18 protein-coding genes are annotated in these 22,400 nt (G+C 59.4%); 6 read left to right on the plus strand and 12 right to left on the minus strand.

Annotation, left to right across the window (positions count from 1 at the left end):
* Positions 1-23: 23 nt before the first annotated feature.
* Entirely contained in the window at positions 24-2,426 is a 2,403-nt protein-coding gene (locus BM235_RS05560) for an OTU domain-containing protein (RefSeq protein ID WP_090110356.1), read from the minus strand.
* A 154-nt stretch (positions 2,427-2,580) separates the two neighbouring features.
* The gene (locus tag BM235_RS05565; protein WP_369803482.1) at positions 2,581-5,940 is read right to left on the minus strand and encodes a DUF5107 domain-containing protein; all 3,360 of its coding nucleotides are present in this window, start codon (positions 5,938-5,940) and stop codon (positions 2,581-2,583) included.
* 126 nt (positions 5,941-6,066) lie between these two features.
* Between BM235_RS05565 and BM235_RS05570 the strand changes: the two genes are divergently transcribed.
* The 3 genes from BM235_RS05570 to BM235_RS05580 all read left to right on the plus strand — a co-directional run bounded on the left by BM235_RS05570 (position 6,067) and on the right by BM235_RS05580 (position 7,903).
* A complete protein-coding gene (locus tag BM235_RS05570) occupies positions 6,067-6,954 on the plus strand; it encodes an AraC family transcriptional regulator (RefSeq protein WP_090110358.1) in 888 nt (295 codons plus the stop codon).
* Between the two features lie 26 nt (positions 6,955-6,980).
* On the plus strand, positions 6,981-7,601 hold the full coding sequence (locus tag BM235_RS05575; RefSeq protein ID WP_090110360.1) for an NAD(P)-dependent oxidoreductase: 621 nt from the start codon (positions 6,981-6,983) through the stop codon (positions 7,599-7,601).
* A gap of 146 nt (positions 7,602-7,747) precedes the next feature.
* Entirely contained in the window at positions 7,748-7,903 is a 156-nt protein-coding gene (locus BM235_RS05580; RefSeq protein ID WP_255374075.1) for a transposase, read from the plus strand.
* 219 nt (positions 7,904-8,122) lie between these two features.
* Here the strand turns inward: BM235_RS05580 and BM235_RS05585 are convergent, their stop codons facing one another.
* Both BM235_RS05585 and BM235_RS05590 read right to left on the minus strand, forming a co-directional pair.
* The gene (locus BM235_RS05585) at positions 8,123-8,536 is read right to left on the minus strand and encodes a hypothetical protein (RefSeq protein ID WP_090110362.1); all 414 of its coding nucleotides are present in this window, start codon (positions 8,534-8,536) and stop codon (positions 8,123-8,125) included.
* Positions 8,537-8,699: 163 nt separating this feature from the next.
* The gene (locus BM235_RS05590; protein ID WP_158543901.1) at positions 8,700-9,596 is read right to left on the minus strand and encodes an AraC family transcriptional regulator; all 897 of its coding nucleotides are present in this window, start codon (positions 9,594-9,596) and stop codon (positions 8,700-8,702) included.
* A 113-nt stretch (positions 9,597-9,709) separates the two neighbouring features.
* Here BM235_RS05590 and BM235_RS05595 point away from each other — a divergent pair, with 113 nt between their 5' ends.
* From BM235_RS05595 to BM235_RS05605, 3 genes are all read left to right on the plus strand, one after another.
* Entirely contained in the window at positions 9,710-11,209 is a 1,500-nt protein-coding gene (locus tag BM235_RS05595; RefSeq protein ID WP_158543900.1) for an MGH1-like glycoside hydrolase domain-containing protein, read from the plus strand.
* Between the two features lie 76 nt (positions 11,210-11,285).
* Positions 11,286-12,269 (plus strand): ketoacyl-ACP synthase III, encoded by a 984-nt coding sequence (locus BM235_RS05600; protein WP_090110368.1) that lies wholly within the window; start codon positions 11,286-11,288, stop codon positions 12,267-12,269.
* A gap of 131 nt (positions 12,270-12,400) precedes the next feature.
* A complete protein-coding gene (locus tag BM235_RS05605; protein ID WP_090110370.1) occupies positions 12,401-13,120 on the plus strand; it encodes a glycosyltransferase in 720 nt (239 codons plus the stop codon).
* A gap of 472 nt (positions 13,121-13,592) precedes the next feature.
* On the opposite strand, the gene BM235_RS05610 is transcribed toward BM235_RS05605, so the two are convergent.
* From BM235_RS05610 to BM235_RS05645, 8 genes are read right to left on the minus strand one after another with little or no spacing between them, the layout of a single operon-like run.
* Positions 13,593-14,390 carry a glycosyltransferase family 2 protein gene (locus BM235_RS05610; RefSeq protein ID WP_090110372.1) on the minus strand — a complete coding sequence of 266 codons (798 nt, stop codon included), beginning with the start codon at positions 14,388-14,390 and terminating at the stop codon, positions 13,593-13,595.
* Positions 14,391-14,425: 35 nt separating this feature from the next.
* Entirely contained in the window at positions 14,426-15,349 is a 924-nt protein-coding gene (locus BM235_RS05615) for an NAD-dependent epimerase/dehydratase family protein (RefSeq protein WP_255374127.1), read from the minus strand.
* A 5-nt stretch (positions 15,350-15,354) separates the two neighbouring features.
* Entirely contained in the window at positions 15,355-16,263 is a 909-nt protein-coding gene (locus BM235_RS05620; protein ID WP_090110376.1) for a dTDP-4-dehydrorhamnose reductase family protein, read from the minus strand.
* Positions 16,260-17,243: an SDR family NAD(P)-dependent oxidoreductase gene (locus BM235_RS05625; RefSeq protein ID WP_090110378.1), complete on the minus strand. Its 984-nt coding sequence runs from the start codon at positions 17,241-17,243 to the stop codon at positions 16,260-16,262. The genes BM235_RS05620 and BM235_RS05625 overlap by 4 nt, the downstream gene beginning before the upstream one ends.
* Entirely contained in the window at positions 17,236-18,327 is a 1,092-nt protein-coding gene (gene wecB, locus BM235_RS05630; protein ID WP_090110380.1) for a non-hydrolyzing UDP-N-acetylglucosamine 2-epimerase, read from the minus strand. The genes BM235_RS05625 and wecB overlap by 8 nt, the downstream gene beginning before the upstream one ends.
* A 4-nt stretch (positions 18,328-18,331) precedes the next feature.
* Positions 18,332-19,915 (minus strand): glycosyltransferase family 4 protein, encoded by a 1,584-nt coding sequence (locus tag BM235_RS05635; protein ID WP_090110382.1) that lies wholly within the window; start codon positions 19,913-19,915, stop codon positions 18,332-18,334.
* Positions 19,916-19,941: 26 nt separating this feature from the next.
* Complete coding sequence (locus BM235_RS05640) at positions 19,942-21,090, minus strand: CgeB family protein (RefSeq protein ID WP_255374076.1); 1,149 nt, start codon at positions 21,088-21,090, stop codon at positions 19,942-19,944.
* Complete coding sequence (locus tag BM235_RS05645) at positions 21,083-22,279, minus strand: CgeB family protein (RefSeq protein ID WP_255374077.1); 1,197 nt, start codon at positions 22,277-22,279, stop codon at positions 21,083-21,085. Before BM235_RS05645 ends, BM235_RS05640 begins: the two co-directional genes overlap by 8 nt.
* Between the last annotated feature and the right edge of the window lie 121 nt (positions 22,280-22,400).

The raw sequence follows: 22,400 nt of genomic DNA on the forward strand, positions 1-22,400 counted from the left end.
CCGACGCTTTGATCCCCCTTGCGCTACAGCTTCCGGACGGCTTCGGGCGGGATCATGCCTTCGATCAGCACTTCCTTGGTGCGGATGACGTCGAGAAGCGCCTGCCACTCCTTGGCCGACAGCTGGTCGTGTTCGACCGCGAGCTGATTGGAAGACGGCTTCGCTTCTTTCTTTTCTTTTTTCTCTTTTTTCTTCTTGCCTCCGGCCCTGCGTTCTTCCTTCCCGTCCGATTCGTCGGACGGGGATTTGGACTGCTCGCGGACGGCCAGATCGATCGTCTCCCCCTTGTCGCCCCCGATCATCCCGTCCAGCAGGAAGTAGCGCATGCCCTGCGCTGTGTACAGGGCCGACAGATTCTCCGGATCGATATAAGACAGATCGACGATGACGGTAGCCGCCGCATCGAACGCCTTGCCCTTCGGATTGAGCGCGTCCTCGTCCTGGGCCGTCACCGACAAAAAGTCGGACGGCTTGTGCCCTTGCACATGATGCATCTCGGCGCTCTCCGCGCGGATCTTGTTGTCGCCGGTGCCGCTCGCGACCTGGCTTCTGTCGGCGTCCTTCACCGGACTCATCCGCGACGGATACATGCCCTTCACTTCATCGTGCTTGCCGTTCAGCTCGTCCAGGTTCGCCTGCGAGATATTGCGGCGCGAGTAGCGGGGAACCAATTGGCCCAGCTTGTCGAGGACGAACTCGCCTTCCTCGCCCGGCAGTACGACCAGCGTCTGATTCGCGTTTTTGGGCGACGCTTTCTTTTTGATGTCCCGGCGGTTCAGCGTTCGCTCGCGCGCCTTGCGCTCCAGCTCAAGCCGCTCCCCTTCCTCCTCCGGCCGGTCTAGCTCGCCGGTCCAGCTTTCTTCTTCCTCTTTTTCAAAAGGACGATATTCGTACTCCGCGCGTTCCTTTTGATTTTTGAACGCTAAAGCCGCTTCCTGGAACAGTTTGTTCAGCTTGCGGAACGCCGCAAACGTCTCCTTCGACTTCGGATCCTGGTCGCGCTCCTTCAAATAAACCGCGATCGCCTTGTCGAACCCGAAGGCGGACAGCCCTTCGAGCGTCTGAAGCGATTCGAGCTTGTCCTGCAAAAACTTGGCGTCGACCTTTGCGACACGCTTCTCTTTCTCGTCGTCCTGCCTGCGCTTTTCCTTGTCCTCCTGTCGCTTCGACGCGGCTTCGTCGCGCCGCTCCTTGACGAGCTTGGAGGTATGCTCGCCGGTCCCGGCCGTGTCGCCATAGACGAGCATCTCGTGAATCGTCTCGTCGATGGCGTCGTCCGACAGATCGTCGGCCGTTCGTTTGCGAAGCTTCAGGATCGCCTGCTTCTTCTTGTCCTCGTCGATCGGTTTGCCGTTGTGCCGGATCAGCAGCATCGATTCGAACAAGCAGTCGCCCGTCTTGCTCGTCTTCAGCCACCTGCGCTGTCGGCCGACCTCCATCCCGTCCGTAACGCCGTCTACCACCTCATAGTGGTTGCCCAGATGCACCAACGCCAGTTCGCCGACGGGAGCGTGATTGGATCCGACCTGATTGACGCGGTGGAATCGCCCCTGGACAACGACGTACACCTGCGCCCTGACCTTAAGATGGTCGGCGAGCACTTCGGCTTCCGCTTCTCCCGCCCAGGTGCCCATCTTTTTCATGTCTTCGCGATAATTGCTGCGTTCGTCGGGACCGACGTTCAGGTCCAGATGGTCGGGCGCCTGCTGCGGCGCCGATCCGAAATCCGAGCCGGCGTCCGATTCGGATCTCGAACCGGGGCTCCGGCCTTCGGCTTTAGCAAGCTCCCGCGAAAGCGTGATGACGACATCCTTGTACGCCTGCACGGACGGATGCGCCGTATTTTGTTCGACGAACTTCCGCGCGGACGCCAGCTTGGCGCCAATCTCCTTCATCGTTTCGCGGTCGGACTCTACAAGCTCCTCGGGCTTCTTCTTCTGCAGCTCGGCGATCCGGCCTCCCAGCTCGAACAGTTCCTCCAGATTGCCCTCGCCTTCAAGCTCGTCCTCGCCCCATTCCTGCTGAATGCGCCGGAGAAGCTCGGCGTTGCCTTCGAGGGTCATCTCCAAAGTCAGGGAATGACGCTCGAGCGCGCTCAGGTTCTCGGTATCGACCACGTCTCCCGCCGCATCCGTCTCCTGCGCTTCTCGATAAACCGAGTCCTTGACGATGCGCATTCGCTGAATCGGGGGATCCGACGCCGCCGGGATCGCGCCCCGGGTGCGAAGCATCTGCATGACGGCCCGATTGCCGCCGCTTCGCTGGAGCTTCAGCAGGGCTTGCGCCTGCGATCCTAAGGAGGCGGCCCCGGGCGGCGCGGACGACGCGGCGGTCTGCGAAGCTACCCTGTCCCGAGAGGCTTCTAAGGCTTGAGCCGGACGCGACGCCTCTTGCCGGCGCTGCTGCGGCATAGCCGTGCGTTTCAATCAATTCCCTCCCTTTCCCTGTTCTTGCCTATTAATTCGGCATTTCATGCGACGAACCTTCCGACTCTCCGGCAAAATCGTCGACTTAAAAACAAAAAAAGAGCGGATTCCCGCTCTTTTCCCATCCCGACTCATCCCATTTCAACTCAAAACATCAGACGCCGGCTAAAGCCAAGTGAACCTTCGCTCCGGCATGGTTCGCCTCCATCTCGAGAACCGTCCGGAACTCTTCCTTCGCTTCTCTCTTCCGGCCGAGACCGAGTAGGCCGAGGCCTCTCATGTAACGGCAATGCGTCCGGTTGCGCTTGTTTAAATCGTCCTCGAAGACGAGGAAATCCGGCAGCGACACGGCAAAGTAATCGAACTTCACGTCGTCGTTCAGATGCCGTTCGGCATAGTCGATCAGTTTGTTGAAGCGGCGTTTCGCTTCCTTGTCGACGCCAAGCTTGTGCCAGGCCAGCCCTTGGTAGAAAATCATATCCGGCGGTTGGTCGTTGTAGTACATCGCGCTCGCCGGCTCCTCCAGTCCTTGCGAAGCCCGCCGGAAGCTGTCCTCCGCTTGATCCGCACGACCCAGGCCTTCGTAGGCGAGACCCAAGTAGTAGTAAACGTTGTTCTCCTGAGCGCCCTCGAGCTTGCCTTCGCCAAGATTGTCCGGGTAGACGAGCGCCGCCTGCAGGTGGGCTACAGCTTCCTCGTATCGGCGATCCGCGAGATCCAGCTTCGCCGACTCGACATGCGCCAACACATGCTGGCCGGTCGCCTTGCCTTCGCCGCCCTCCCACGGATGGAACTGGCGTTCGGCCAGCGCGAGCAGCGCGTCCGCATGGCGGCCCATTGCGTTCAGCAGGGTTACGTACTCGAGGTACAGGTCGTCGCGCTTGTCGACGAGCGGCTTGCGGGCGGCCAATACCTCTAAGCGCCGTTCGGGCGCGTAGCCGAGCTTCTTGTATAATTGGTCGAGCTCGTAGAGCACCCGGGCGTCGTCCTCGCGAAGGGCATACGCCCGTTCGAGCGAAGCAAGCGCGCGGTCCGCATCGCCAAGCTTGTTGAAATACGCGAGCGCGAGATTGCGATGTACCGTCGCGAAGTTGCCATTTGCGTCCTGCGAAGCCTCCCAGGCCTTAATAGCGTCCTGGTGACGTCGTTTGTCGTACAGCCAGTTGCCCAAGTAGTAATTCGCCTTATCGTCCGCGCCGTTCGCGCGTACCGCGCTCTCAAGAACGAGCAAGTCGAACAGGCTGTTCGGGAAGCAATATTCGGGATTCGACGCGCGTCCCGCTTCACGGAACGCGTCAGCCTGCGCCGAGTCGCCAGATGCTTCATACAGATAGCCGAGCGTATAGTGGACCATCGGATAGGCATCTGCCGAAGCCTCCGGCGCGATGCGGCGCAGCACGTCGATCGCTTCTTCGTTAAGCCCAGCCGAAGCATAGTCGGCGGCCAAGTTTAGATAATTATGAGCGTCGCCTCGCATGAGGCGCAGCAGTTCTTCGCGCGCTTCAGCGGATCTAGCTGCATCGCCAGCCTCTGCGAGCGCAAGGATGCGCTCATTGGCGGCGCCGAAGTCCGCCACGTCGATTGCTAGTGTCTCCTCCGCATAGTCCAAGGCTTCCGCGATGCGTCTCAGCCTGCGCAGCAGCGCGGCCTTCAAATGACGCGCCTTGTAATTGCGGGCGTTGCGGACAATCGAGCGTTCGACCAGCTCCAGCGCCTCGTCGAATATCCCCTTCGACGCCGCGATCTGAGCGAGCGTGAAGTAACCGGCGTCCTGCCAGGCGGCCGACCACGTCGACTTGTACAACGCCGCGAACGCTTCCTTGTCCTTGCCCTGCAGCTTCAGCGCGAAGCCCAGCTGATACAGCGCCTCGCTGTCGTACGGGTTCGGATTGCGCCAGGTCAGCGACTTGACCGCCGAACGGAAATGCCCCTCCGCTTCAGCGAATAGCCCGCGCCTCAGCAGAAGCGTGCCGTAGGCAACATTGATGCGAATGTCGGACGGATCGCGCTTCAAGCCTTCAAGGTAATAGGACTCAGGCTCGAACGTGGCATGGCGGTACTGCTCCAGATGCAGTCCTGCCAGGTACAGCTGCTCGTTCGTCCTTAACGCCTGCGGCTCCGGCAACGGCTTGGCGGCCTCCGGCACATCCTCGAAGGACGGCTCGGCAGGCCGGTACGCGATGAGTAGGCGCCCCTCGGCGCTCTTGATCGTTACGGTCAAGTCATGCGGCCGGTCTCCCTCGTCCAGCGTAACGACGGATTTGAACGTGGATACCGGCGAGAGGACGACGCTCTCCTTCAAGTAGGCGCGTTGCCTGCCTTTCAGCTCGATGACCGCGCCAACGAACACGGAAGTCGCGTACGCCAGCACCGTCGCTTGACGCGCGACCTCATCGACCTCGAGATTAACGGCCGCGTCGATGGATGCATTCTTAACGACGCCGATGTCCTTGTAAGGCATGAAGTACTGGGTAAACGACTTCTCCTCGTAAGGCGCAAGCCACGTAAAATCCGGCTGGTTGTCCGTATAAACGCCGGTCATCAGCTCAATGTACGGTCCATCTTCGTCCGTGAGGTTGCGGTCCCACGCCTGCCCGAATTGTCCATTTCCCCATGTCCACTGCTTTTTCCCCGGCGATACGTGATGATTGGCGACATGGAGCAGACCGGCTTGGACGCCATGGTCATAACCGCCGACGAAGTTGTAGTCCGACTTGTAGGCCATATAGGATGTCGGAACGGGGATGTTCTTATAACGGGAAATGTCCACGCCTGCGGAGTAATCCATTTTGTAGTAAGTGCCCGTGGCGATCGGGAACCGGGAAACATCGCGTTTGCCATGGTCGAATACAGCGGTCACGTCCGGCGGAAACACCGACTGCGTGTGGTCGTTGACGGCCACCGCCGGGTTCGCCCACCACAGGAACGTTTGCGGTTCGGGCGTGCGGTTGTACAACTGGGCGGAAATTTCTAAATACGCTTTGCCCGGACGCAGCGTAAAGCCAGCCGTTACCTTCGTACCGTACATACGGTCGATCTCGCTCACCCACATGGTCGCGGAGCCATCCTCGCGCGCTTCGAGCTTGTATTCGACCGGCCCGTACGTGTTCGGACGGTGGTGCTGCGGCCAGTTGAACTCAATGCCGCCGGAGATCCAAGGACCGGCCAGTCCGACGAGCGCCGGCTTGATCACGCGATTGTAGTAGACGAAGTCGTAGTCGTTGGTCTTATCCAGCGCGCGGTAAACGCGGCCGCCAAGCTCGGGCATGATTTCGATCCGTACGAATTCGTTTTCTAATATGACGAGCCGGTAATTTTGCGGCTTCTTATCGTCCTCGATCTTATCGACGACCGGATGCGGATAGACGCGTCCGGAACTGCCCTGATACACGCGCTTCTCCAGAAACATCGGGTTGCGGTCAGGTACGCCGATGCCGTAAGTCGGAATAGAAACATCCTCTTCCCAAATCCGCACGGTCTGCGCCTGAGCTGCCGCTGCTTGTTGTGCCAAGATGAATCCCTCCTCCAAATAGATACCTTCACTTTACGATAGTTAACCCTACTCGCCAATTGACTGAATTCGGTTTATGATGGAGGATATTCTGATTGCCAATTGATAACGCGACAGGAGAGGCACATCGTGGACGACATTCAAAAACCGGAAGGCTTCCCGCAAGAAAAACTGTTCGTGCTGCCCGACTACTTTGCCGTCGAGTTGGCCGAATTCGAGCTGACCAAAAATTTTTACGCGAGCGATATCGGCTACTTCCCCCGCGCGCGCCATCACTACCGCGATCGTCCCGAAGGCTGCGACTCGCATATCGTTATCTATTGCACGGACGGCGCCGGGTGGGTGGAGCAGGAAGGGAAAACCCAGCCGATCGCGGAGCGGCATCTGGCAGTCATTCCGGCAGGCGTCCCGCATCGTTATGGCGCATCGGCCGAATCGCCATGGAGCATTTACTGGTTTCATCTAAAAGGCGATCATGTCGCTGCCCATCTCCGTCTCTACGGATTACATGGGCGTCCCGTCCAGGTACCGATCGGCTTGCAAACCCACTTCCTGGAGAGCTTCGAACGATGCTACAGCTTGCTCATGGACAAGCCCTATTCGCTTCCGGCGCAGGTTCAAGTATCGCAGACGCTTGCCCAGCTGCTAGGCGCGATCGGTCTTGGCACAGGCGGCACGTCCCGCCATCGCAAGCGCGAAGAAGATATCGAGCATGCGATCCGTTATATGAACGATCATCTGCAGTCTTCTATTGCGCTGCCTGAGCTCGCCTTTCATACGGGCCTGTCTAAGCAGCACTTAATCTACCTGTTTAAGCAGGAGACGAGTTTTTCGCCGATCGATTATTTCCTTCGCCTGAAGATGCAAAGAGCCGGTCAGCTTCTGAGCCTGACCGGCATGGCGATAAAAGAGGTCGCCGCGGAAGTCGGCTTCGGCGATCCCTACTATTTTTCCCGCATGTTCAAAAAGCTGATGGGCGTCTCCCCCTCCGACTACCGCAGCGTGCCCAAAGGTTGATTATTCGCAAAAGGAGTTTTTTTCTGATGAATATTTTAATTTTAGGCGCGACTGGACGGGTAGGCAGTAAAATCGTTCGTTATGCGCTTCAGGACAAACATCGTGTTACTGCGTTCGTCCGTACGCCGGAAAAGATTCAAATGAGTGATGAAAATCTATCTATCCTTCAAGGGAATGTTTTAGAAAAACAAGATATCGTACGTGCCATGCAAGGGATTGATATCGTAATAAGCGCACTAAATACGGACGGGACAACTACGCTAACGGATAGTATGCCGCTTATTATCGAAGCCATGGAACGCCAAGGCATACAACGATTTATTACGATAGGGACAGCAGGTATCCTGCAAAGTAGAACGACCCCGGATTTACTTCGTTATCAATCAAGCGAATCCAAGCGCAGATCAGTCCGTGCAGCGATAGAACATCATAAGGTTTACGATTTGCTTAAACAATCAAACTTAAAATGGACCATCGTCTGTCCCACGTATTTGCCTGATGGAGAAAAAAAGGATGCCTATCGTGCGGAAAGCCATTTTCTGCCTGAGGGCGGCGTTGAAATATCCGTGTCGGATACGGCAGAATTTACTTTCAGCCTGATAAAAACGAACGATTACATCAATACGCGTGTTGGTATTGCCTACTGATGCAGAACGACTTAACACGACTATCGCTCCCTGTCCGAGAAATCGAAAGGCCCTCCCTCAGGAGGACCCATTCGATTATTCGTTACAGAAGGAACCGTCTTCGAAGCCTGTGATTAAGCCATAACTGGAAACGGTCAGAACGTTGCATGATCGAGCCGGAGAGCGTGTTCGGACAGATTAAAAACAACCGAGGATTCGGGCGCTTTATGCTTCAAGGCTTGAATAAGGTAAGCCTAGAGGTCGGATGGCTTTGCCTTACTCATAATCTGCTCAAGAAGGTAGCCATAGACCAAAAACGCTAATGGGACGAAGCAGAAAATGCCTCTGCTTCGTCCCGTTTTGCTATTTAGGCTTCGTTTCAGCTTGCTATTTTTACTTTAGAAGGGCTTTAGAGACATCACCATTCAATATCCTTGATTCTCCTCTTCACTTAAACCTACGATTCATTTTCTATAGTCGCAAATTCCTTTGTGCTGTCGATAGTTTGTTCCCCGATAATTAGCGGCCTCTAATGAAATGGCTTAATTCAGCCAGAAGCTATAGCTTGCGCTGGATAACGTTCCGGTGTCGGACACGATAAAGTAAGCTTTACTACCCGGTCCGACCGTTATTTGAATAGAATCCAGGCCACCGATCCCGTTATCCCACGGATTAAAATAGGTGACAGAGCCGCCCGGATTGTGAACTTCTACCCAATAGTTATAATTAACGTCAGCAGGGGATAGAAGATTTGCCGTGGTCGTTACCGATTGAGAAGTGTTATTTTTGAATACGAAAATATCGGCCTCGCCGCCTTGCAGAAACGTTCCGTAGCCTGAACCGAGACTGACATTTACCGCCGTACTAACCGTATCGCCATATCCATATTGGGCATAGGCAGAAGGCACTCCAACCAACATCGCACAGATGGACAGCAACACGACGAACTTCTTCATAAATACACACCTCTCGTATTTGGATTGAAAACTGGCCAGTTCTCTACTGTAGATGACAATCAAAAACAGGTAATCGTTGCATAAAAATAAATAATTTGTAAATATATTTCAGAATGTCTCTAACGATAGATTCAAGAGTTATTGATAAATAAAAAAATGACTTCTATTTATGTTTTTGTTTTCTCCAGGCGCTAGGCGTTAAACCTGTGTACTTCTTATAAGTTTTGATAAAATAGCTCACATTATCGAAACCGCTTTGAAGGGCAACATCCAAAACGGATAAATCGGTATACTTCAACAAATTGGCGGCTATCCTCGTCCGATGGCGGTTAACGTAAGTCACCGGGGTCTCCCCCGATATCTGTTTGAAAAATTTATAGAAATGATCCACGCTAATTCCCGCCGCCCTCGCAAGATCCTCTACTGTAATTTTGCCGATATAATGTTCCTGAATATACGAAATAGACTTTTGGAACCGTTCTAGCCTTTCGCTGGGCATTACGGACTGTTCGTTCCGGGTTAAAAATGCTTTGTTCGCAATGATTTCAGCCAAAATAGAGAATAAACTGGACTTGATCCTCCATTCGTATCCAAAGTTCTGTTGCTGGTACGTCACGACGATGCGCTCCATTTCGGCTATTACCTTCGCTTGCCATCCGGGTTTGTTCGGAATATACGAAGGAAATTGATATTGTCCGCAAAGAAAGGGTTCAAGATACTTGCTTTGGCAGACATCGGGTTCCTGACTACCTAGCATGTCCAGCTTGAAAATAATGCCAAACATGCGGCAATGCGCTTCCTTCTCGCAGTAACCGCTATGAATTTCATTACCGTTGATAATGACGGCCTCACCCGCTTGAACCTGGATGCGTTGGGTACCGATCTCCATCACGATACTTCCCTCTATCACATAATTGAATTCAATTTCATCATGGTAATGACAGTACACAAGTCTGTCCGAATCATTCACTGCATTCCTGGAGTCGTTGAAGGATATCCTCACCGGAAAATCAGGCGTTTGCGACGGCCCTTCGAATAGGAGTCCGTTATTATTTTTCATACGACCCTCCAATACCAGAATGGTGTTATAAATCTCCATGATATCGCAAGAAAAATGCCAGAATTAACATTATCATAACATCCATGATCAATCATTCGGGAGGTCTAAACGAAATGCGTTATTTGGATATGTACATCAATAATAGGTTTGCAAAGGAAAATGTTTTTTTGAATTCCGCCGTGGAAAATAAGGTTCTACCGACTTTCGAGGATGCCAAAGAAATATTGCCAGAACCCTTTTGGGAGGGCCATGATCAGGCCATTTCCTGCTACTGGAAGGCATGGCAGCTGGCTTTTAAAAACTTGAGAAAACCGACGTCTGACAATGGATTCGTAACGAATTATATTGACACCGCTTTTAACGACTGTCTCTTTATGTGGGACTCCAGTTTTATCTTGATCTTCGCGAGATATGGAAAGCATGCCTTTGAATTTCAAAAGACCTTGGACAACCTGTACGCCAAGCAGCACGAAGACGGTTTTATCTGCCGGGAGATTAGGGAAATTGACGGCATGGACCAGTTTCACCGCTTTGACGTGAGCAGCACGGGACCGAATATCATGCCTCTTACGGAGTGGGAATATTATTTGAATTACAATGACAAGGAGCGTTTAGAAAAGGTGTTCCCCGTATTAGTCGGTTACCATTTGTGGCTCAAAGAGTTCAGAACATGGACAGACGGAAGCTACTGGTCGACTGGGTGGGGCTGCGGTATGGATAACACGCCCCGATTGGAAATGAAATACCATGAGTCTTTTTCTCATGGGCATATGGTCTGGGCGGATGCCTGCATCCAGCAGATTCTGAGCGCTAAACTGCTCTTACAGATGAGCGACGTCGTTGGCAGAAGACAGGAGATGCAGGCGTTCGAGGAGGAGATCGCTTTATTATCGGATCTCGTGAATCGCAAGCTATGGGATGACGAGAGCGCGTTTTATTACGATCTTTGGAAAAGCGGGGAGCATAACCATGTGAAGTCCATCGGGGCCTACTGGGCTTTGCTCGCCGATATCGTACCGGAGAAACAAAAGGAAAGGTTCATTTCCCATTTACGCAACGAAAACGAGTTTAACCGTCCGCATCCGATACCGACTTTATCCGCCGATCACCCCGCGTATCAACCGGACGGCGGCTACTGGAGAGGCGGCGTATGGGCGCCGACGAACTACATGGTGTTGAAAGGCCTTCATACAGCCGGCTACGATGACTTGGCGCATGAGATTGCAAGAAAGCATCTGGACCATGTCCTGATGGTTTATGAGCGCACAGGAACCGTTTGGGAAAACTATTCGCCGGAGAACATCGCTCCCGGTAACCCTGCCATGCCGGATTTCGTCGGGTGGTCCGGGATTACGCCGATCGCCATTCTATTCGAATATGTCTTTGGCCTGAAGCCCAATGTTCCCCATGCTGCCCTTGAATGGGATGTGAGACTCCTTGATGCACACGGCATATCCGGATATCCATACGGAAACGAAGGTATTTTGGATCTTCGCTGCCAGAAGCGAACGTCCCCAAACGAGAAACCGGTCATCGCTGCGAAATCCAATATCCCGGTGACCCTTGTTGTGAAATGGGAAGGAGGAAAAGAAACTTTGAAGCTGATTGATTGACTCTGCCTCTCGAAAAGCGTAAAATACGATTAAAACCTGGTACTAATACTTGATATTAAAACAGGAGGAATGTTCGATGCCGCTCCAATCCCGCTCCGCCATTACCGCCATCGGCAGCCACGTACCGCAGCGCAGATTGACCAACGAGGAATTGTCCGCCCTGGTCGACACGAACGACGAGTGGATCGTGCGGCGGACGGGCATCCGCGAGCGCCGCATCGCCGCCGACGGCGAATTCACGAGCCACCTCGCGATCGCCGCCGTGCGGGATCTGCTGGACAGGTACCCGACCGCGACCGACGACATCGACGGCGTCCTCGTCGCCACGACGACGCCTGACAATCCGTTCCCTTCGGTCGCCTCGCGCGTGCAGGACGCGTTCGGCTTCAAGGCCGCGCTCGCGTTCGACTTGAACGCCGCTTGCGCAGGATTCGTTTCCGCGCTCCAGACGGCGAACGGCTTGATCCTGACCGGCATGTACCGCAAGATCCTCGTCATCGGCGCCGAGACGCTGAGCAAGATCACGGACTACGCGGACCGGTCCACCTGCATCCTGTTCGGCGACGGCGCGGGCGCCGTGCTCGTCGAGCGCGCGGAGGAAGGCCGCTTCCTGGCGTCGCACGCCGCGACGGACGGCAGCGGCGGCATCCACGTGTACGCCTCGGGCCTGTCGAGCGATTGGAACGGCCAGCCGCTCGCCGGCGACGGACGCATCGTGCAGAACGGACGCGAGGTGTACAAGTGGGCGCTGTCCACCGTGCCTGACGGCGTTCGCAGGCTGCTGCAGGACGGCGGCATCGCCGCGGAGGCGCTCGACTGGCTCGTGCCGCACAGCGCGAACCTTCGCATGATCGAGGCGATCTGCGAACGTCTCGGAATGCCGTACGAGCGCGCGCTGACGAGCGCCGCCGAATTCGGCAATACGTCCGCGGCTTCGATCCCGCTGGCGCTCGACCTCGCCGTGAAGGACGGCCGGCTCGCCGCGGGACAGACGGTCGCGCTGTACGGGTTCGGCAGCGGCCTCACCCAGGCCGGACTGCTGCTCCGCTGGGCGATCTGATCCATATTGGACGGAAGGATGATCCGTCCGGCATCCATGACGCTTGCCCTCGGGCAAGCGTCGTGCCTTTCCCCCCTCCTTGGACATAAACTGTTAAGTAGCAGCAGAAGGCGGCGAAAGGAGGGCATGCGATGTCGGGCCCCTTGGTTAGCATCATCATCCCTTTTTATAACGACGGCTACGTCAATCAGGCGGTCGCCAGCGCCCTGGCGCAGACCTATCCGAATATCGAGATTATCGTCGTGGACGACGGATCGACCGCGAACCAGCATCTGCTGGATCCGTACCGGTCCAGAATACACTACCTCGGCAAGGCAAACGGCGGGACGGCCAGCGCGCTGAACCACGGCATCCGCATGTCCAATGGCGAATACATCGCTTGGCTCAGCTCCGACGATATCTTTTATCCGCACAAGGTAGCCGGCCAGCTCGGTCATATGCTGACGCGCGGCGCGCTGATCAGCAGCACGGATTTCGACCTGATCGGCGCCGGCGGCGAGCTGCTGAAGCCGCAGCTGGCCGTCAAATTCGACAGCGCCGGGGGCTTTTTGCGCGCGCTCCATACCTTCTGTCCGATCAACGGCTGCACCGTCATGATGCATCGCAGCGTCGTCGGCCAAGTCGGATGGTTCAATGAGGGACTGCGCTACACGCAAGATTACGATTATTGGCTGCGGGTGATCTTGGCGGGCATCGACTTTCACTTCGTCAATTCGCCGCTCACCGCCTACCGCTGGCACGACAATTCGGGTACCTCCCGCCACTTGGACCAGGTCAACGCGGAGTTTGCCATGGTGCACAACTGGTACGTTCATAGCCTGAACGGGCTGATCGCCCGCGTTGGCGGATAAATGCACGTGTAAGAATACGCGATGAAAGACGCCTCGGAGGAACGGAATTCCGGGCGTCTATTTGCTGTTCGGGCAGGTTTTCGGGTCGGTTGTTTGGGTCGATGCAGCGGTTCCCCCCATGGACCTCGCGCCTATCCTGCAAACGTACAGGAAAGCGTAGCCGTTTTAAGTGTTCGGACAGGACTATCGCGCAAAAGTGCGACAACGAAGCTTCTCGAAGCTTCGTTGTCGCACTTTTGTGGGTACCTATCACGCACATTTGCAGGTTACATCGCAAAATCGCTCAAGCGTACCGTATATCGCGCACATTTGCAGGATACGACGCATAAATGCTCGAGTACGATCCTCCTCGTCTCCCAGTCCCCCGTTCGCCGACCGCTCCCCCCTTTGTCACAAGCGTGCGTCGCCCACCTTTTCGCACGAAAAAGCCGCCCAGCCGCGGAGTTCCCGGCCGGACGGCTCTTCTATGCGATCATCGCTTACCTGCTTTGCTTAACGGCGGCCGCAGCGCTGTGAGCAGTCGGACCAGGCTGCCTCTGTACTTGGCCGCCGTCGCCATGAATTCCGCCTCCGCTTCCCCTTGATGGCGAATCGTGCCCATCCCGGCATGCTTGCGGTATTCCGTCAACGGTTCGTTCAGGTAGGTCGGCGGATAGCCGGCGAGCGTCGCCCGGACCCACAAGTCGTAATCGTGCGTGAAAACCGCGCCTTCGTCGAAGCCGCCCAGCTGCTCGAACAGCGCTTTGCGCATCATGACCGTGCAGCCGTTGATCGCGTTAGAGCGCAGCAGCGACCGGTAGAAGTCGTATCGGCTCTCGAAGGCGAGCCGCACCGGCTTCGAGCTCGGCACGCCCGCGGCGTCGATCGTGCGGAACGCGGTGTGGCTGATCGACGATCCGGTCCGCTCCATATGCTCGACTTGGCGCTCCAGCTTGCCCGGCAGCCAGCGGTCGTCCGAGCTGAGCCAGGCGACGTACTCGCCCCGCGCCATGCGGAAGCCGTGATTGAGCGCGCTCGCCGTGCCGCCGTTCGCTTTGCCGAGCACGTGAATGCGGCCCTGGAACCGGTGAAGCCGCCACGCCTCGCGCGTAGAACCGTCGTCGACGACGATAACTTCCAGTCCGTCGATGCGCTGAGCCAGCACGCTCTCGACGGCTTCCCCGATATACGGATCGTTAAAAAAAGGGATGACGGCGGTCACCTTCGGCCGGCCCGCGCCTTGACCGCCGCCGCCCGAACTGCCGCCCTTGCCCTCGCCTGCGCTGTTCATGCCCGAGTCCTCCTCTTACGGTCAGTTCGCTCCGTTCAAGCCGGTCCGGACGGACGCTCCCGCTCGGATTGAAGCGTGTCGGCGATCGAACGCGCGAACGGGACGGACGGCTGCCAGCCGAGTTCGCGGATGGCGTCCGCTCGCCGCGCCAGCGGCGATGGCCCGCCCGCCGACCCGATCTCCCAACGAAGCGGCACGCGGCTCGCCCGGTCGAAGGCGTCCTTGACCTCGCCGAGGCTGCGCAGCGTGCCCGATTCCAGCGCGTAGCGAACGCCTGGCGCGCCCTCGCGAAGCAGCGTCGCGTACGCCGCCGCGGCATCGCGCACGTCAAGGAAGTCCCGCCGCTCCTCCAGCGAAGACAAGCGGAACGGCGCGGACCCCCGCTCCGTCTCCGCGTCTCGCTCGCAGGCGGCGGCCCAGCGCGCGATCTTGCCGCAGATGCCCGCGCTGCCGCCGGGCCCGATCAGGTTGCACGGCTCCGCGACGATCACCTGCTGGCCGTACCAGTGATGCCAGGCCAGCGCGGCCGTCACCTGCAGCGCCTTGCTGAAGCCGTACGGATGCAGCGTGCGCGTCAGATCTTCGTCCGGCCGCGGGCTCAGCATCGAGCCGACGACAAGCGTCCGGCAGTCCGGGAGCGCGCGCGCGCCTTCCAGCACGTAAACCGTGGACAGCAGGTTGGCGGACAGCACGACATCGGGGGTACGCCACGATTCGTCCACCGCGTTGCGACCGGCCAGATGGAGCACGGCGTCCGGGCGAACCTGCTCGAGCAGCGACCGGACGGACGCGCGGTCCGTCAGATCGCAGGCCAGCTCGGCAGCCGCGCCGGCGACTGGCGGGCGTCCCCCGGCCGCGGGAGCGCGCGGAGACACGACGGCCGTCACCTCCATGCCCTCCCGTGCCAGCCGTTCGCAAGCGTGCCGGCCGCTGAAGCCCGCGGCGCCAGTGACCAGCACCCGCGTCAATCCGCGTCGCCCTCCATCCAATGCCGCAGCTCGGATAGCATTTGCGCGTACCCGGGAGGCCGGTACGCGAAGCCGCTTTTCGTCGGCGCCAGCGTGCGGTCGATCGACGGCTCCGCTACCGGCACGATCCGGACGTCCGTATGTTCGAACGTATCGGCGAATAAGCCGAGGAGGTCATGCTTGTTGACCGTTTCGGGCGCCGTCAGATGCACGAGACCGCCGACGTCCGGATGCGCGATCGCCCATTCCACCGCTTTGGCGAGCTCGAGCGTCGTCACCCCGTTCCAATGGACGTTGACGTAGCCCGACACGCTGCCCGTGCTGCCGAGGAACCACTTGAGCAGGCCAATCCCATTGGCGCGCAGCTCCGGTCCGATGATGGACGTGCGCAGCGTCAGGCACGCGGGGTCCGTGATCTCGCCCAGCGCCTTGCTGCGCGCGTATACCGTCACGCCGTCCGGCTGCTCCTGTTCCGCGTAGCCGCCCCTGTCTCCAAGGAACACGCAGTCGGAGCTGATATGAATCAATCTGCCGCCTCCGCGTTTGCACAGATGACGGAGCCAATGCGGCAGCAGGCCGTTCACGAGGTAAGCGTCGAGCGGATGGTCCTCGGCCTGCCGGTTCAGCACGCCTACCGCATTGACGATAAGATCCGGCCGCGTCTCGGCGACCAGATCCGCGACCTGCTCGAAGCGCCGGACGTCCAGCACGCGGACGGCAAGCGCCGCCCGGCCGCCGTCGTCCGCGGTCCCCGCCTGCTCGGCGTCGCCGCAGGCTTTCCGCACGACCGGGATATCCCCGGCCGTCCGTACCGTGACCGTCACCTCGTGCCCGGTGCGCTTCAGCAGATAAGCCGCTATGACATGACCCGCCATTCCGCTTCCGCCAAGCACCAGTATTTTCATTGGAGAAACCCCCCACGCACCAGCATACTCCGGATTTCTTCATGGTCCATGAGTCCCGTCCCCGAGCTGTAGCTATGAAGCTCCGCGCGCGGATAGGCGTCGTAATGCGCCTGAAGGCCTTCGAGCTCCAGCGTCGGCAGGATGACCAGATATTGATCGTCGTACTCGACGGTGCTCTGGCTCTCGTATTCGGTGAGCAGAATCTCGTCGAGCTTTTCGCCGGGGCGCACGCCCGTCTCCACGATCTCGGCGGACTTGCCCATCGCGTCCATGAGCACCTCGGCGAGGTCGATGATCCGGCAGGTCGGCATTTTCATGACGAAAATCTCGCCCCCGACGCTGACCTCCACGGCTTTGAACAGCAGCGTGATCGCATCCTGCAGCGTGAGGAAGAAGCGCGTCATGTCCCGGTGCGTCAGGTTGACCTGGCCGCGGTTTTTGATATGGTCCATGAACAGGTGGATGACGCTCCCGTTCGTGCCGAGCACGTTGCCGCCGCGGACGCAGACGAACTTCGTGTCGGACTTCAGCAGATTCGCGTACACGATGAGCTTTTCGCCGATCGCCTTGGTCATGCCGTAGAAATTGGACGGGTTCGCCGCTTTGTCGGTCGAGATGTTGATGACGCGGTCCACTTTATTTTCGATCGCCGCTTCGATGACGTTTTGCGTCCCGAGCACGTTGGTCTTGAGCGCTTCGTACGGCTGGATCTCGCACACGGGCACGTGCTTCAGCGCCGCCAGATGGAACAAAATGTCCACGCCCTGGCAAGCCTTGGAGAGCGCCTCGCGGTCCCGCACGTCCCCGATGAAAAAGGTCAGCCTCGCGTCCTCGAACTCGCGGCTCATCGCCACCTGGCTGGACTCGCTGCGCGAGTAGACGATGATCTCCTTCGGTCCGAGCGTCAAAAGCTGACGAACCAGCTCATGTCCCCACGAGCCGGTGCCCCCGGTTACGAGGATGCGTTTACCCTCATACATCCATAATCCCTCCAAGCACGTATTTGGCCACCTTAGCAGATACTTGACGGTCCCCATAACCTTCGGGCAATTGCCAGCCCGTACCCAGACGAATCATCGCCTCTGCGGACCTCGCGATCGCGCGCGCCTCGACGCCGGACACGATGTTGCTCCCGCAATCGACCGTCTCCGGACGCTCGGTCGTCCGCCGCACCGTGACGGCAGGCACCTGGAAGATGCAGCATTCCTCCTGAACCGTGCCGCTGTCGGTCAGCGCGCAGCGCGCGCTTCGCTCCAATTGGACGAAGTCGAAGAAGCCGAACGGCTCGTGAAACTCGAGCAGCGGGTGAATCAGCTCCGCCATGTCGGTCGTGAGCCGCGAGCGCGTCCGCGGGTGCAGGCTGCAGATGAGCCGCATCCCCTGCTGCTCCGCCACCATGCCGAGGCCGGTCACGATCTCTCGCAGCCGTCCCGGATCGTCGACGTTTTCCGCGCGGTGGATCGTGGCGAGCAGGTAGCCGCCGGGCTGCAGCTTCAGCCGTTCCAGCACGTCGCTCGCGTCGATTTTCGGCTTGTAGTGCTCGAGCACCTCGAAGATCGGATTGCCCGTCTTGAAAATGCGCGCGACGGGAAAGCCCTCGCGCAGCAGATTTTGCTTGCTGTTCTCCGTATAAGGGAGATTGGCGGTCGATACCGCGTCGATAATGCGGCGGTTCTTCTCCTCCGGCACGGCCAGGTCGAAGCAGCGGTTGCCCGCTTCCATATGCACGACCGGAAATCCGAGCCGCTCGGCGAGCACCGCGCACAGCGCGCTGTTCGTGTCGCCCAGCAGCAGCACGCGGTCCGGACGCTCGCGCAGCAGCACCTCTTCGACCGCGGCGAACGTGGCGGACAACTGAGCGCCCACCGTTTCCTTGCGCGCGGTAATTTGAACGTCGGGCTGCCGAAGCTCCATTTCCTCGTAGAAAATGTCGTTCAGCCTCGGCGAGAAATTTTGCCCGGTATGCACGATGACGTGACGACCTGAGAGATCGTCCAGAAGGCGCGTGAGCAGGCTGAGCCGGATAACCTCCGGCCGCGTGCCCAGGATCGTGACGACTCGCATGCCATCATCTTCCTTTCCTTTTCCTCGCTGATGCGGATCTTCTTCTCTTGCGTCCGACGCTTCGCGCGGCGACGCGCCTGCGGCTGCGTCCCCTTCGCCGAAGTACGCGGAGTCGCTTCCCGCGAATCCTCGCGCGGCCGCGCTTTCTCAGCCGGCGGCGCCCCCGCCTGGGCCGGCGCCTGCCCGCAGGCGCTTCGAGCAGCGGTTCGCCGTCCGGAATGAAGTCGAGGACAAGCGCCGGGACGTCCCGGACGTCCTCGAAGCGGAAGCCGTGATCCCGCAGCGCCTTCGGCGAAGCGAAGGGCCGTCTGCGGCCGTGCTGAATCAGGTACACCGTGCCGTTGCCGGCGCCGCGCACGAGCCCGTGCTGCGGAATCTCGGGCGGCAGCGCCGCGGGCTGCTGCGAGGCCGGCGGCGGCAGGCGGCGCAGCCAGGCGCCGAGCGCCTCGCGGAATTGCCGGACGCCGAAGCGCTCCGCCGCGACCCTGGCATTGTGCGCGCCCAGCGACTGCCGCAGCGCCGGGTTGTACATGAGCATGTGCAGCCGCTCCGTCAGTCCTTGCGCATGCCCCGTCGGCACGAGCCAGGCCCCGGCCTCCGCCTGCTCCAGAATCTCGCGCAGTCCGCCCGCCGCGAAGGCGACGACCGGCTTGCCGAACATCATCCCCTCGAGCGCGGTCATGCCGAAGCCTTCCGGCACGAGGCTCGGGACGACGACCGCGTCCATCGGCGCGTAAATCTCCTCGATCCGCTCGCGGAACTCCATCCAGGCGAAACGGCTGCTCAGATCCTGGCGCCAGATGAGCTCGCGGCAGGCATGGACGTACGGTTCGTCGACCGACTTGCCGACGATCATCGCGCGGACGCCCGAATGCTGCTTCATGAGGGGGATCATCGCGTGCACGAATTCGAGCAGCCCCTTGTTCGGATAGATCGTAGCGGCGATGAAGCCGGCCACGAAGTCCTCGTCCCGGAAGCCGAGACGGCCGCGATGGCGCGCGCGGATCTCCGGCCAACGCTCCGGCGCGTGCGCGGCCGGATCGACGTAGGGACGCAGCACGTCCGCCTTGCCCCCCGCGCCCGATTCGCGGTACGGCTCCAGCACGCTGTCGGAGATGCCGACGATCAGCTGGCTGTAGAGACTCACGATCGCCGCCGCCTGCGGCCGGTTCGGCGTGCCGCGCATCGTCTCCATCACCGACCAGATCGACGGAATGCCGAGAGACGTCGCGGCCATCGCGGGCATCGGATGCACGGTCGTGTTGGTCCACACGTAATCCGGCGACTCGCGGAGCAGCAGGAAGACGAGCGGCTCCCATGCGGGATGCGACGGCAGCGCGCCGACCTCGGCGTCGACTTGGGGCAGCGCGCTGAACAGCGCGAGGCTGAGCGGCAGGTCCATGGCGAGCGTCCCGATCCCGGCGGCGCGCGCTTGCGCGGCCAGCACGCCTTCCTGCGGTACGACCAGCTTGCACTCGAAGTGCGCCGCGAGCTCCCGGATGAAGAGCAGGAAGAGCTTTTCCGCGCCGGTCATCACGTCGACGCCGCTGAGATGGGAGAATAGAAGCAGCTTCGGCCTTCCGCCCACGGCCACTCATCTCCTTTGGTAAAGTGTTACGCCAGCGGTATCGTGGCCAAGTCCAGGAGCTGCGACAGACGGGACACGTACGTGTGGTCCCGCAGCGTCCGGTACAGCCCGTTAAGCGCGATCTGCCGGCGCTCGTCTTCGTGCGCGAGATAATAATCCATCTTTTCGGCCATATCCTGCGCCGAGTCGTAGGTGACGATCTCGACGCCCGGCGTGTAAAACTGCGCCAGGTCCTCGCGGTTGTCGCTCATCAACAGCGTGCCGCAGGCGGCGATCTCGAAGGTGCGAGGGTTCGGGGAGACCGCCGGAATATTGTAGAGATTGCGGTTAAAAGTACTGTCGTCGTGCGCCCGGTGGACGTTGATGACGATCTTGTGCGCGTTGTACTGCTCGGCGGTCTCGAGCGGCCCCATCCATTTGCCCAGATCGATCCGGTCCCGCCATCGCTGAAAGTCGGACAGCCGATCCCACCAGAGCCCCGACAGCCTGAAGCGGCGTTTCGCCATGCGCGGGAGCAGCTCCTCGAACAGCCGGATCCGGTTCCAGTAGGCGCTGCCGATGAAGCAGATGTCGCCGCGGATCTCGTGCCGCGGATTGCGCGGACGGAAGTCGGCCGTATGCACGCCGAGCGGCAGGTAATGAACGCGGGCGCAGCCTCGCTGCTCGTAGAACGGCACGCAATTGCGCTCCAGCGTGAACACGAAGTCGTAGTGCGGCGCCAGATCCGCCGTCACCTCGGTATAGTACGGATCGTCCGTGAACCAAATCGCGGTTCTGATGCCCAAGGAGCGAAGCGCGTCGATCGTGGAGACGGGAAAATCCAGTCCGTCCAGCACGATGGCGAGCGCCGGCATCTCGCGGGAAGCGAAGCCGACGATGTCGTCCTTCGGCGACATGACGGACAGCCGGGATACGAGCTGCATGAGCGTCTGCCCGACCGCTTCGTCCAGCGGGCTGTAAGGGAAGCCTTTCCCCGAGGTAATGAAGAGCACGTGCAAATCCCGGATGTAGGAAGGCACGATCGTACGCTGCACGATCGACTCGCATTGGCCGTGCCAGTAGCCGTGCTGCCAGCCCAGTCCGAAGCCGTCGACGCCGGCCGCCGCTCGGTTCCGCCGTCTTTTCTTTGGCGCCGCGACCGCTTTATTTCTGCTTACTCCGACGATCTTAGCCAACCGTCCATCCCTCCCCTGCGGGCGGCTGCGCGGGATCCGCCAGCCCCATCGTATCGAGCAGCCGCGTCACCCGGCCGACGAACGTGTGCTCGGCGCGCGTCCGCCGGTAACCGCGGGCCGCCACCTTCAGCCGCTCTTCTTCGTTGCGCAAATAATAATCGATGATCTCCGTCAGCTCGCGCGGATTGGAGAAAGACGCCATCTCGTGCCCTACCCGATAGTATTCGGGTAGCTCGGGCCGCAGGTCCGTCAGCTGCAGCGTGCCGCAGGACGCGATCTCGAACGTGCGGGGGTTAACGGAGTGTCCTTCCCAGTGGCGCGTGTTTTTGTTGTCGCTGAGCGGCTCCGTCGTCCGATGCATATTGATGACGATCTTGGCGCCGTTGTAATACTTGACCGTCTCCGGCACCTCGATCCAGCCGCTGCGGACGAACTTCGCGAGCTGGCCGTAGTGACTCATCCGATCCCAGTGGCTGCCCGCGATGAGCACCTTTTTGTCTTTCAGAAAACCCGCGATGCTGTCGAACAGTTCGACGCGGTTCCGGAAGGCAACGCCGATAAAGCAAATATCCGTCCTGTACGCCTCGTCGACGGCCATCGGCCTGAACAGCTCCTGATCGGCGGCGAGAGGCAAGTGGTACGCCTGCGCGCAGCCGAGCTCAACGTAGCGCTGCACGCAGCTCCGCTCGTGCGTGAACACATAATCGTAGCTTGGCGCGATCTCGGCCGAGTCGCCCGATACGTAAGGATCGTCCACGAACCAGATCGCCGTCTTGATGCCAAGCCGCCGAATTCCCTCGACCTGTTCCCGTTGATTCGCGGGAAACGTATGAAGGCCGTTCATGACCAGCACCGCGTCGGGCCGGTAGATCTCCGCGTACGACAGCATCTCCGCCTGCGGCGCAACGATGAGATGCGTCGTCTCGCCGAGCGCGGCGACGACGCCCCGGTCGATCGCGTCGAAGCCCTGGGGCACGTACATGACGCGCCAGGGTCTGCGACGCGCGGCGGGCGGCGGCGTGTCGTCCGCGATCCGGCGGCAGGCGCCAAGCCTCCACCCTTCCAGCCAACCTTGCCTCCGTCCGGCCGCGTGGTACGGACCGGACCGCATACGCCTGCGAATGCGGCTCGATCCGTACCGCATGCGTCTGCGAATGCGTCTTGCTCTTTGTCCGCGCTTGTACGGCATGTTCATCACCCGGATACAATATATGCGCCTTTCTCGGACAGGACGTGGACGCATATCCATCCGCAAGCGCCAATTCGGGGCGATCGGCCCCGGACATGTCGCCTGGTTCGCGGGACAATCG

The sequence above is a fragment of the Cohnella sp. OV330 genome, from assembly GCF_900112065.1.
GTDB lineage: Bacteria > Bacillota > Bacilli > Paenibacillales > Paenibacillaceae > Cohnella.

Excerpts from the sequence above, each read along its gene's own strand:
- BM235_RS05575 (WP_090110360.1), top strand. The coding sequence starts at position 6,981 with ATGAATATTTTAATTTTAGGCGCGACTGGACGGGTAGGCAGTAAAATC.
- BM235_RS05580 (WP_255374075.1), top strand. The coding sequence starts at position 7,748 with ATGATCGAGCCGGAGAGCGTGTTCGGACAGATTAAAAACAACCGAGGA.
- BM235_RS05585 (WP_090110362.1), bottom strand. The coding sequence starts at position 8,536 with ATGAAGAAGTTCGTCGTGTTGCTGTCCATCTGTGCGATGTTGGTTGGA.
- BM235_RS05590 (WP_158543901.1), bottom strand. The coding sequence starts at position 9,596 with ATGAAAAATAATAACGGACTCCTATTCGAAGGGCCGTCGCAAACGCCT.
- BM235_RS05595 (WP_158543900.1), top strand. The coding sequence starts at position 9,710 with ATGCGTTATTTGGATATGTACATCAATAATAGGTTTGCAAAGGAAAAT.
- BM235_RS05600 (WP_090110368.1), top strand. The coding sequence starts at position 11,286 with ATGCCGCTCCAATCCCGCTCCGCCATTACCGCCATCGGCAGCCACGTA.
- BM235_RS05605 (WP_090110370.1), top strand. The coding sequence starts at position 12,401 with ATGTCGGGCCCCTTGGTTAGCATCATCATCCCTTTTTATAACGACGGC.
- BM235_RS05610 (WP_090110372.1), bottom strand. The coding sequence starts at position 14,390 with ATGAACAGCGCAGGCGAGGGCAAGGGCGGCAGTTCGGGCGGCGGCGGT.
- BM235_RS05620 (WP_090110376.1), bottom strand. The coding sequence starts at position 16,263 with ATGAAAATACTGGTGCTTGGCGGAAGCGGAATGGCGGGTCATGTCATA.
- BM235_RS05625 (WP_090110378.1), bottom strand. The coding sequence starts at position 17,243 with ATGTATGAGGGTAAACGCATCCTCGTAACCGGGGGCACCGGCTCGTGG.
- wecB (WP_090110380.1), bottom strand. The coding sequence starts at position 18,327 with ATGCGAGTCGTCACGATCCTGGGCACGCGGCCGGAGGTTATCCGGCTC.
- BM235_RS05645 (WP_255374077.1), bottom strand. The coding sequence starts at position 22,279 with ATGCCGTACAAGCGCGGACAAAGAGCAAGACGCATTCGCAGACGCATG.